General features: G+C 64.2%; 9 protein-coding genes. 6 read left to right on the forward strand and 3 right to left on the reverse strand.

From position 1 onward, the window contains the following. The first annotated feature begins 44 nt into the window (after positions 1-44). Positions 45-440 (forward strand): glycine cleavage system protein GcvH, encoded by a 396-nt coding sequence (gene gcvH / locus AC1VXC_RS11085; RefSeq protein WP_313172899.1) that lies wholly within the window; start codon positions 45-47, stop codon positions 438-440. On the opposite strand, the gene AC1VXC_RS11090 is transcribed toward gcvH, so the two are convergent. Continuing rightward, positions 407-766, reverse strand: a complete 360-nt coding sequence (locus AC1VXC_RS11090) for a hypothetical protein (RefSeq protein ID WP_481538631.1) — start codon at positions 764-766, stop codon at positions 407-409. The genes gcvH and AC1VXC_RS11090 overlap by 34 nt on opposite strands. A gap of 463 nt (positions 767-1,229) precedes the next feature. On the opposite strand from AC1VXC_RS11090, the gene AC1VXC_RS11095 reads away from it, so the two are divergent. Next, on the forward strand, positions 1,230-1,763 hold the full coding sequence (locus AC1VXC_RS11095) for a hypothetical protein (RefSeq protein ID WP_313172901.1): 534 nt from the start codon (positions 1,230-1,232) through the stop codon (positions 1,761-1,763). A gap of 847 nt (positions 1,764-2,610) precedes the next feature. Here the strand turns inward: AC1VXC_RS11095 and AC1VXC_RS11100 are convergent. Continuing rightward, the gene (locus AC1VXC_RS11100; RefSeq protein ID WP_313172902.1) at positions 2,611-4,026 is read right to left on the reverse strand and encodes a serine hydrolase domain-containing protein; all 1,416 of its coding nucleotides are present in this window, start codon (positions 4,024-4,026) and stop codon (positions 2,611-2,613) included. A 79-nt stretch (positions 4,027-4,105) separates the two neighbouring features. Here AC1VXC_RS11100 and AC1VXC_RS11105 point away from each other — a divergent pair, with 79 nt between their 5' ends. Continuing rightward, positions 4,106-4,711, forward strand: a complete 606-nt coding sequence (locus tag AC1VXC_RS11105) for a LemA family protein (RefSeq protein WP_481538632.1) — start codon at positions 4,106-4,108, stop codon at positions 4,709-4,711. A 29-nt stretch (positions 4,712-4,740) separates the two neighbouring features. Continuing rightward, positions 4,741-6,669, forward strand: a complete 1,929-nt coding sequence (locus AC1VXC_RS11110) for a M48 family metallopeptidase (RefSeq protein ID WP_313172903.1) — start codon at positions 4,741-4,743, stop codon at positions 6,667-6,669. Positions 6,670-6,890: 221 nt separating this feature from the next. Here AC1VXC_RS11110 and AC1VXC_RS11115 read toward each other — a convergent pair whose 3' ends face one another. After that, complete coding sequence (locus AC1VXC_RS11115) at positions 6,891-8,474, reverse strand: GMC family oxidoreductase (protein ID WP_481538633.1); 1,584 nt, start codon at positions 8,472-8,474, stop codon at positions 6,891-6,893. A 166-nt stretch (positions 8,475-8,640) separates the two neighbouring features. On the opposite strand from AC1VXC_RS11115, the gene AC1VXC_RS11120 reads away from it, so the two are divergent. Then, positions 8,641-9,969: an NTP/NDP exchange transporter gene (locus AC1VXC_RS11120; protein WP_481538634.1), complete on the forward strand. Its 1,329-nt coding sequence runs from the start codon at positions 8,641-8,643 to the stop codon at positions 9,967-9,969. A 49-nt stretch (positions 9,970-10,018) separates the two neighbouring features. Next, positions 10,019-10,375 (forward strand): DUF1304 domain-containing protein, encoded by a 357-nt coding sequence (locus AC1VXC_RS11125; protein ID WP_481526982.1) that lies wholly within the window; start codon positions 10,019-10,021, stop codon positions 10,373-10,375. The last annotated feature ends 292 nt before the right edge of the window (positions 10,376-10,667 follow it).

The following is a 10,667-nucleotide window of genomic DNA, read 5'->3' on the forward strand; positions in this document are numbered from 1 at the left end:
AAACTAGCGCTTCATCCCGACCACCGTTTTTCCGGAGTAGTTCCATGAGCGAGATCCCTGGCGACCTCAAGTTCCTCAAGTCCCACGAATGGGCCCGTGTCGAAGGCAGCAACCGCGTTACCGTCGGTATTTCCGATCATGCCCAGGGTTTGCTGGGTGACCTGGTCTACGTCGAACTGCCGGCTGTCGGTGACAGCGTGCAGGCTGGCGTTGGCGCTGCGGTGGTCGAGTCGGTGAAGGCCGCTTCCGACGTCTACAGCCCGGTGTCCGGCACCGTTGTCGAAATCAACGAAGCGGTGACCGACAAGCCGGAAACCATCAACGAAGATGCCTACGGCGAGGGTTGGCTGTACGTCGTCGAGCTGTCCGATCCGGATCAGTTGAACGACCTGCTCGGCCCGGACGACTATGCCGAGATGTTGGAGAACGAGGACCACTGAGTCCTGCCGCTCTCCGAAAAACGGCCGCTGTCAGCGGCCGTTTTTTTTGCGGCGATGTCAGCATCAGGTGATGATCGGTGGTGATGAGGGCCGACGCGCGCTTGCCGCGATGCGTGCTTGAAGGTGCGAACCGACACCGGTGCGCGTCCTTGCCGATCGCGAAACGGTTCAAAAAGTTTGCGCAAAATCATCCACTGCGGATGCCAAACCTCGCCTTGGGCAAACTTTTTTTTGGTCGTCGGAAGCGATGGGTAGCAGGCATCGGTCGCATGCTTTGCGACGCTGTTGGAGTAGCGGCGAGATGGCGGCGCGTCTTCGTTGCTCAAACGAATAGTGCGCTTTTACCGATGTTTTTTTACTTTGTGTTTTTTCTGGAGGCCGCGGCAACGGTGTTGTGGCCATGCAATCGCGGGGCGCGCCGGGGCGGGCACGGCTGCGGAAGGCTGAAGGCTTCCGAAAAATATTTTGGAAAGATGGTTGACAGTAAAAAAAACCGTGATTAGGTTTCGCCCAGCAGACCTTTCCTGCGGAAGCGAGTGAGCCGGATCAACATTCAGACGCGAAGCACAACTTGGACGTCCGCCAGGATTCTCTTGATGGTGGAGCAGGAGTCGCTTCCTTCCGCGAAACACCCCCCTGATTTCTATCTGGCACCCGCAGCGGGAACCGTAGCGGGTGTTTCTGTATCCGTCACGATGCGCTAGACGCGTCGTCGGTCCTCCGCCGAACACCGCGGATTTGCTTCAACTGGGCATTTCAATTCCATAGATCACTGACGAGGAACAAACCATGGCTACGAAGAAAGCAGCTAAAAAGCCGGCCGCCAAGAAGGCGGTAAAGAAAGTCGCCAAGAAGGCTGCCGTGAAGAAGGTTGCCAAGAAGGCAACCGCCAAGAAGGCAGTGAAGAAGGTCGCCAAGAAGGCTGTTGCCAAGAAGACCGTGAAGAAGGCAGCCGCCAAGAAGACCGTCAAGAAGGCAGCCGCCAAGAAGACCGTGAAGAAGGCAGCTGCCAAGAAGACCGTCAAGAAGGCCGCAAAGAAGGTTGCCAAGAAGGCAACTGCCAAGAAGGCCGTGAAGAAGGTTGCCAAGAAGGCAACTGCCAAGAAGGCCGTGAAGAAGGTTGCCAAGAAGGCAGCTGCCAAGAAGACCGTCAAGAAGGTTGCCAAGAAGGCAGCTGCCAAGAAGGTCGTAAAGAAGACCGCCAAGAAGGTCGCCGCCAAGAAGCCGGCCGCCAAGAAGGTAGCTGCGAAGAAGAAGCCGGCCGCTCGCAAGAAGAAGGCCGCTCCGGTTGCGCTGCCGGCTACCCCGGCGCCGCTGATCTGATCCAGCTCCACTAGCAACACCTGAAACTCCTTCCCCGACTGCCCAGCGGGGAGGGAGTTTTTTTATGCGCGGACCGAACTGGCTCGTACCGGGCAGGCCGACCGCTTCGGTAGTGCCGAGCCATGCTCGGCAGCAGCCGGGTATTGAGCGCTGTCCCAGCCGCGCAGCCATATCCACAGTGCAGGAGTGAGGTCTGGTTTGTGGGAGTGGCGCAAGCCGCGCAGCTGACGATGTATCTGTCCGGGCAATGCCTGTGCGTCGATGGGATATCTGACTTCAGCTGTGGCGGTTCGCCGCGATCCTGCTGTCCGTGTCATCCCGAGGTTGCCGACTTCGCGGCTTACGCCGCCCCTGCACGAGGGGCGCTGTGGCTTTCGGTTTGCTGGTAAAGCCTTTGCCGAGCATGGCTCGGCACTACCGGAGCGGCGAGCTTGGTCGAGACCTCGACCGATGCCGAGGAACCGAGCCCTCCCTTTGCCGCAGGCAAGGGGAGGGTTGGGAGGGGTGTATTTGATTTGCTGGTGAAGCTCCTGCCGAGCATGGCTCGGCACTACCGGAGCGGCGAGCTTGGTTGAGACCTCGACCGATGCCGAGGAACCAGGCCCTCCCTTTGCCGCTGGCAAGGGGAGGGTTGGGAGGGGTGTATTTGATTTGCTGGTAGTGCCTCTGCCGAGCATGGCTCGGCACTACAGGCGGGACCGGCTTTTTGCAGGAGCGGCGTTAGCCGCGAAACTGACGATGCATCCGATCTGCCGGGCCCTGGGTCCCGCCAAAGACGGTGCTGGCGGGCAAGGAAAAAGGCGGCCATCGGCCGCCTTTCGGGTAGTGCTGGAAACCGCCATGCAGCTCAGTGCGGCGACGCCACCGCACGATCGGACGAGGCGCCCTTCTTGCCGCCGCGTGCGGGAGCCGTATCCTCGGCCATCAGGTTGTCGCTGCCGAAGTCGGTGTCCACATCCAGCCAGCGCTGCGTCGGCAGGCCGATGGCGCGATCGAGGATGGTCGGCATCATGCCGCTGGGCAGGCTGCTCTCGCCGTTCCACATGATGGCGATGCCCAGGTCGCGTTCCGGCAGCAGCGCGACCAGGCCGCGATAGCCCTGCACCGCACCGGCGTGGAAGACCACCTGGTGGCCGGAGTAATCGAACACGCGCCAACCCAGCGCATAACCGGCCGAGTCCAGCCGCTGGTGGCGCCAGCCCGAACGCATTTCGCCGGGAGTATTGACCAGCGGCGCATGCAGCGTCGCCAGCAACGGTGCCGGCAATACATCCGGACGATGACCGGTATGGGCCAGCAGCCACTGCGCCATGTCGCTGGCACTGGCGTTGACGCCAGCGGCCGGCGCGACACGGTAGTAGGTTGGCTTGGGCGTCAGTGATACCCAGCCGTTGCGGCTGCGCACGTGCGGACGTGCCCAGCGCGAACTGGCCTGGATGCCGGCCAGGCCGAGGCTGGCATCGTTCATGCCGAGCGGCTTGAGGATGCGCTTTTCAACGGCCTGCTCATAGAAGCTGCCCGAGGCCGCGAACACCACGTCGCCGACCAGGCTGAAGGCGACGTTCTGGTAGGAATAGCATTCGCCTGGCGCGCACTTGAGCGGTGCGGTAGCCAGCTTCTGGGTCAGCGTGTAGTAGTCGGCGTTGGCCTCGACATCGCGGTCATAGGCATTGCTGGTCAGGCCGACGCGTTGGCTGAGGACATCGGCCACGGTCAGTTTGTCGGTTGCCTCAGGCGTGGACAGGCGGAAGCCCGGCACGTAATCGGTGACCTTGCTGTCCCAGCGCAGGGTGCCGTCGTTGACCAGCAGCCCGGCCATGGTGCCGGCGAAGGCCTTGGACAACGACGCCAGGCGGAACACGGTATGCGCGTCCACTTCCTGCGGGTTGCTGATATCGGTGACGCCGTAACCGCGCGCCGACAGCACGCGCCCGTTCTGGACGATGGCCATGGCCATGCCGGGAACCCGGTTGCCGTAGGTGAGTTGTTCGGCCAGTGATTCGATGGCGGCGACATTGAAGTCGGCCGGCAACGGTTGTACCTGGTCCGGTCGCAGTGCGACGCGGTAAGGCATCGGTTGCGTCGGCGACTGGGTGGGCGCGTTCTCCAGATTCACCGGCAGCGCCACGGCTGCTGGCGTGCTGCCGGGCAGGGTGGTGTGGGTGGGAGTCTGCGCGGTAGACGACAATGCGAAGGGCATCAACACCCCCAGCAATCCCGATGCCACCGGACGAATGTGCCGGCGCGTGCTCTTGTCTTTCATCGTGATCGGTGCCTGTAAGCTACTGCTGTCGGCGATTCTAGCGCCGCTTTTCATCAATGCACAAACGGGGAGAGAATGAATGGGCATCACGTTGATATTGCTGATCTTTCTTGTGGTGGTTGTCGCAGTTGTGGCGATGGGCGTGGGCATCTACAACGGGCTGGTGCGGGCGCGTAACGCCTACAAGAACGCATTTGCGCAGATCGATGTCCAGCTGCAGCGGCGTTTTGACCTGATTCCCAACCTGGTGGAGACCGCCAAGGCCTATATGAGCCACGAGCGGCAGACGCTGGAAGCAGTGATCGCGGCGCGCAGCGCTGCGCAGTCAGGTTTGGCCGCAGCCAAGGCCAATCCCGGCGATGCGGCGGCCATGGCGCAGCTGGCGGCGTCGCAGGGGCAGTTGAACGGTGTCCTTGGCCGGCTGATGGCAGTGGCTGAGGCCTACCCGGAACTGAAGGCCAACCAGAACATGATGCAGCTCAGCGAAGAGCTCTCCAGTACCGAGAACAAGGTGGCATTCGCGCGCCAGGCCTATAACGACGCGGTGATGGGCTACAACAATCGCCGTGAAACCTTCCCGGCCAATATCTTCGCCGACATGTTCAATTTCTCCACCGCGGCGCTGTTGGACATCCCGCTGGAGAAGCGCGAACAGGTGCGCGAAGCGCCCAAGGTGCAGTTCTGAACCCGACGCGGGCGTAACAGGGGCGCGGGATGAATTTCTTTGAACACCAGGCCCAGGCGCGGCGCAATTCCGGGCGGCTGGTGCTGCTGTTTGCGCTGGCGGTGCTGGCCATCGTGCTGATGGTGGATATGCTGGTGTGGTTGAGCACCGGCAGCGTTCGCGGTGTGCTGTGGGGCAGTGTGCTGACGCTGGCGGTGATCGGCCTGGCCTCGTTGTACCGGATCCGCTCGCTGAGTGACGGCGGTGAGGCGGTGGCCGTGCAGATGGGCGGTACCGAGGTGCCGGCAGATGCCCAAGATCCGGCGTTGCGGCGTCTGCGCAACGTGGTGGAGGAGATCGCCATCGCCTCCGGCGTACCGATGCCGCGGCTGTATGTGCTGGAGCAGGAGGCAGGCATCAACGCCTTTGCCGCCGGTTACTCGCCCGCCGATGCGACCATCGCGGTGACCCGCGGCACCTTGCAGCGGCTCAATCGTGACGAGCTGCAAGGTGTCATCGCGCACGAATTCAGCCACATCCTCAATGGTGACATGCGCTTGAACATCCGCCTGATGGGTGTGCTGTTCGGCATCCTGATGCTCAGCGTGATCGGCAAGCGTGTATTGCTGCATATGGGGGGCGGCACACGGGCGCGTTTTGGCCGCAGTACCGGGCCGGTGTTTGTGTTGCTGCTGATTGGACTGGCCGGCATAGCCATCGGCAGCATCGGCGTGTTCTTCGGGCGCCTGATCAAGGCGGCGGTATCGCGCCAGCGCGAAATCCTCGCAGACGCCTCGGCGGTACAGTTCACCCGCCAGACGCAGGGCCTGGCAGGTGCCTTGAAGAAGATCGGCGGGTTGGATGATGGCTCACATCTGGCTGATCGCGCCGGTGCGGAGGAGGTCAGCCACATGCTGTTTGGCGAAGGCTTGCGGCTGTCCAGTTGGTTTGCCACCCATCCGCCGCTGATCGAGCGCATCCAGCGGCTGGAGCCTTCCTTCCGTGCCGAGCAGTTGCAGAAGCTGCGTGGTGGCTGGTTCAGTGCGCCGCCTGATGGGCTGGCCGAAGATCGGGTGCTGGGACTGGCCGGGCGCGACGCGCCCAGCGTGGACGCGCTGCTGCCGTCACTGCCAGGTACAGCGCAGCACCTGCGAGTCGATCCAGCGTTGGTCGCGGCACAAGTCGCGACCCCGGCCGACGACGATTACCAGCAGGCGATACGGTTGGCCGGCAGTCTGCCGATGCCGCTGCGCGCCTTGGCCGCTGATCGTGACGCGGCGCAGCCCTTGCTGTTGGCGATGCTGCTGGACAACGAGGCCTCGGTGGCCGCGCGACAGCGCGAGGCGGTATGCGCACAGCTGGGGGAACCGATGGCCGACCGCGTGTCGGCCATTGCGGCGGGTCCCTTGCGTGACCTGCACGCGGCACTGCGGCTGCCATTGGCAGCGTTGGCGTTCCCGACGCTGCGCAGCTTGCCGCGCCCGCAATTGGCGGCCTTCATGCGTTGCATTGATGCGCTGACCCATGCAGACGGCCGGATCTCGTTGTTCGAATACTGCCTGTCGCGTTTGTTGCTGGTACAGGTGCAGGCAGCCCTGGATCCGTCGCGACACCTGCATTTTGGTCGCCGCAAGGCCATTGGCGTGCAGCGCGAGTTCGCGATCTTGTTGTCGGTGGTGGCGCGCGCCGGCAACCCCGGCGACGAGGCCGCCGCCCGGCGCGCCTACCTGGCCGGCCTGCAGCGGATCCTGCCGCAGGATCATCTGCCATATGCGCCACCGGCAAACGGCGTATTGGCGCTGGATGCGGTCTGGGCACCGTTGGACTCGATGGATCCTCTGGCCAAGCAGCTGCTTGTAGAAGCAGTGACTGCAACGGTAAGCCACAACCAGCGGGTCAACGTCGCCGAGGCCGAACTGCTGCGGACCATCTGCGCCACCTTGCATTGCCCACTGCCGGCAATGCTGCAGGTGGTCTGACAAGCGCGTAGCCCGGGTAAGCGCAGCGCACCCGGGGCTGTTGGCAGACAGTTGGAGCGGTTGCTGATCCCTGCTCCCGGGTGCGCTGTGCTGACCCGGGCAACATCAGTGCGGCTGCCGAACCTTGCTGCCAATCAGGTTGGCTTTTGTTCTTGTCTTTGCCTGCAGAGGCAAGGCCTGAAATCCAAACCCCGCAACTTTTCCGACCGCGGCACCAAGTGTCATTCCAGCAACAGCCCCGCCGCGCGCTCGGCGATCATGATGGTCGGCGCATTGGTGTTGCCGCTGACCAGGCTTGGCATCACCGAGGCATCGATTACCCGTAAGCCATCGATGCCGCGCACGCGCAGCTGTGGGTCGACCACGGCGGCGTCATCGCTGCCCATGCGGCAGGTGCCGACCGGGTGGTAGATGGTCTCGGCCTTGGCGCGGATGAAGGCTTCCAGACCGGCATCGTCCAGGTGCTCGTCGGCAGGGAACAGCGGTGATTTCCGCCACGGCGCGAACGCCGGCTGCTGCAGGATGTCGCGGCTCAGCCGCGCCGCCTCGACCATCATCTTCAGATCGAAGCCTTCGGTATCGCTCAGGTAGTTGGCGTGGATGCGCGCCGGCGCGGCCGGGTCGGCGCTGGCCAGGGTGATGTGGCCGCGGCTGCGGGGGTGCAGGTAGCAGGCGTGCAGGGTGTAGCCATCGCCGGGCAGGCGGTTGCGGCCGTGGTTATCCAGCATTGCCGGCACGAAGTGGAACTGGATGTCGGCGCGCTCGTCCGCAGCGAAGCGCGAGCGCACGAAGCCACCGGCCTCGGCGACATTGCTGCTGCCGGCGCCGCGGTGGCCGCGCAGGAAGTAATTCAGGCCGATCATCACTTCGCTGGCGCGGTCGTAGCTGACGCCGGGCACGCTGCGGTACAGGGTGCAGATATCCAAATGGTCCTGCAGGTTGGCGCCGACGCCAGGCTGGTCCAGCTGCACACCGATGCCGTGCGCGCGCAGCGTGGCGGCCGGGCCGATGCCGGACAGCATCAGCAGTTGCGGTGAATTGATCGCACCGGCGCTGAGCAGCACCTCGGCGGCGGCATGCAGTTGCTGGCGCTGCCCGCCCACGCGCAGCTGCACGCCGGTAACGCGCCCTGCGTCGATCTGCAGCCGTTCCACCAGCGCGCCGGTGAGTACCTGCAGGTTGCTGCGCGCGCGCACTGGCGCCAGGTAGGCGACCGCTGAGGAGCACCGCGCGCCGTTCTTCTGGGTGACCTGGTACAGGCCGACGCCTTCGTGGCGGGGACCGTTGAAGTCCGTGTTGTGGATATGGCCGGCTTGCTGGCCGGCGGCGATGAAGGCTTCGCTCAGCGGATTGACGTGGCGCAGGTCGGCGACCTGCAGCGGGCCGTCGGCACCGTGCAGGGCATCGGCGCCACGTGCGTTGCCCTCGCTGTGGCGGAACCAGGGCAGCACGTTGTCCCAGTGCCAGCCGCTGGCACCGGCCTGCGCCCAGCGGTCGTAGTCACCGGCCACGCCGCGCACGTAGCACATGGCGTTGATCGAACTGGAGCCGCCCACTACCTTGCCGCGCGGCCACCACAGGCGGCGGTTGCCCAGTGCCGGTTCCGGCTCGGTGTCGTAGCTCCAGTTGAGGCGGCGGTTGTTGACCAGCCGGGCGATGCCGGCCGGCATGTGGATGAAGGGGTGCCAGTCGCGCGGCCCGGCTTCGATCAGCAGCACCCGCCGCTGCGGGTCGGCGCTGAGCCGGTTGGCCAGCACGCAGCCGGCCGAACCTGCGCCGACAATGATGTAGTCGAATTCCTTCACAGCGTTCCCCCTCCCAGGTCACTCAGGATAGAACGGCACGTTGTGTCCGAGTAAGCCTTGCCGCACTGGCGATGTTGCAGTGCATTAGATACCGTACGCGCTTTGTCGCCCCCCCGGAGTTCCAAATGCCGCTGTCTTCCTGCTGCCCGTCGCTCCGGGGTGCTGCATGACTGCTGCCAGCAACTCCGGACCAGTGTCGCGGCTGCTGCAGGCCCTGCGCGGCTCGCCGCCGCTGTGGTGGTCGTTCCTGTACTTCTTCTGCCTGCTCAGCGGCTACTACGTACTGCGCCCGGTGCGCGAGGCGATGGCGGCGTCGGCGGACATGGAGGCGCTGTTCCCGCCGGCACTGATTGCCTGGTTTGCTGGCCATGGCATGCCGCTGAAGGATTTCACCCTGCAGTTCCTGTTCTCCTGCGTGTTCGTGATCATGCTGGTGCTGCAGCCGCTGTACGGCTGGCTGGTCAGCCGCTATCCGCGGCGGGTGTTCCTGCCGCTGGTCTATGGCTTCTTCATCGTCACCCTGTTCGTGTTCTACGGGATGTTCAATGCGGGCGTGCCGGGGCGGGGTGCGGCGTTCTTCTTCTGGACGACCGTATTCAACCTGTTCGCGGTGGCGGTGTTCTGGAGCTTCATGGCCGACGTGTTCTCCAACGCGCAGGCGCGAGCCTTCTACGGTTACATCGGCGCGGCCGGCACGGTGGGTGCCTTCCTCGGGCCGATCATCACCAGCTCGCTGGTGCAGCGGGTCGGCATCGCCAACCTGATGCTGGTCTCGGCCGGCTTCCTGTCGATCTGCCTGTTCTGCATCTGGCGGCTGCGGCCGTGGGCGGTGCAGCGCGAGCGCGAGCAGCAACTGGTCGACGGCGAGCAGCCGATGGGCGGCAGCGTGTTCGATGGCTTGAAGCTCATTGCGCGCGAGCCGCTGCTGCGCTGGCTGGCCTTGATGGTGCTGTTCGGCGTGGGCGTGGGCACCATGCTGTACAACGAGCAGGCGGCCATCGTGCGGCGGCTGATCACCGACCCCGCGGCGAGCACGGCGTTCTATTCGCGCATCGACCTGGCGGTGAACGCACTGACCCTGATCATCCAGTTGGGCCTGACGCGCTGGTTGCTGTCGCGCTATGGCGTGGCACCGGCGCTGCTGATACCGGGCATTGCGATCATCATCGGCTTCTCGATAGCGGCGGCCTCGCCCTTGCCGGTGATGGTGGCGGTGATCCAGGTGCTGACGCGTGCCAGCGAGTTCTCGCTGGGCAAGCCGGCGCGCGAGACGATCTACACGCGGGTGGACAGGCAGTGGCGTTACAAGGCCGGTGCGGCGATCGACACGGTGGTGTACCGCGGTGGCGACCTGACCTTCGCCTGGGTGCACAAGGGCCTGTCCCTGCTCGGGTCACAGGCGGTGTTCGTCGGCGGCGCGGCGGTTGCGGTGCTGATGACGCTGTCGGCACTGGGCGTCTTGCGCGAAGAGAAGAAGCTGCCGCAGGATCGCTGAGTGATTACCCCACGGCGGGTTGCCGCTGTGCTGCGAGGATGAGATGACAATGAGCGTATTGGGCGCAAGTGCGATGGCGGTGACACTGCTGGTGGCAGTGTTGCATGTGTACTTTCTGGTGCTGGAGATGTTCCTGTGGACCAAGCCACAGGGTTTGAAGACCTTTCGCAATACGCCGGAGAAAGCGCAGGCCACGCGCGTGCTGGCGGCGAACCAGGGGCTGTACAACGGTTTTCTTGCGGCAGGCATCATCGCCGGGGTGGTACTGGCGCAGCCGGTGCTGGTGACGTTCGCGCTGGTCTGCGTGGTGGTGGCCGGTGCCTATGGCGCGTACAGCGTCAGCCCGCGGATCTTCTACGTCCAGGCCGTACCGGCAATCGTGGCGCTGCTGCTGCGTGCCCTGTAATGCCGAGCCATGCTCGGCAAGGGCCTTGCCGATAGATCGCCGGTAGTGCCGAGCCATGCTCGGCAGAGGCATTACCGATAGATCACCTGTAATGCCGAGCCATGCTCGGCAGAGGCATTACCGATAGATCACCTGTAGTGCCGAGCCATGCTCGGCAGAGGCGTTACCGATAGATCACCTGTAGTGCCGAGCCATGCTCGGCAGAGGCGTTGCCGATAGATCACCTGTAGTGCCGAGCCATGCTCGGCAAGAGCGTTCCCGACAGATCATCTGTAGAGCCCCTGCCGAGCAT

Source organism: Stenotrophomonas sp. STEN033, from assembly GCF_056856655.1.

Bases quoted from the DNA above. Each gene is read 5' to 3' on its own strand.
- AC1VXC_RS11105 (WP_481538632.1), top strand. From the start codon at position 4,106: ATGGGCATCACGTTGATATTGCTGATCTTTCTTGTGGTGGTTGTCGCA.
- gcvH (WP_313172899.1), top strand. From the start codon at position 45: ATGAGCGAGATCCCTGGCGACCTCAAGTTCCTCAAGTCCCACGAATGG.
- AC1VXC_RS11120 (WP_481538634.1), top strand. From the start codon at position 8,641: ATGACTGCTGCCAGCAACTCCGGACCAGTGTCGCGGCTGCTGCAGGCC.
- AC1VXC_RS11100 (WP_313172902.1), bottom strand. From the start codon at position 4,026: ATGAAAGACAAGAGCACGCGCCGGCACATTCGTCCGGTGGCATCGGGA.
- AC1VXC_RS11095 (WP_313172901.1), top strand. From the start codon at position 1,230: ATGGCTACGAAGAAAGCAGCTAAAAAGCCGGCCGCCAAGAAGGCGGTA.
- AC1VXC_RS11110 (WP_313172903.1), top strand. From the start codon at position 4,741: ATGAATTTCTTTGAACACCAGGCCCAGGCGCGGCGCAATTCCGGGCGG.
- AC1VXC_RS11125 (WP_481526982.1), top strand. From the start codon at position 10,019: ATGAGCGTATTGGGCGCAAGTGCGATGGCGGTGACACTGCTGGTGGCA.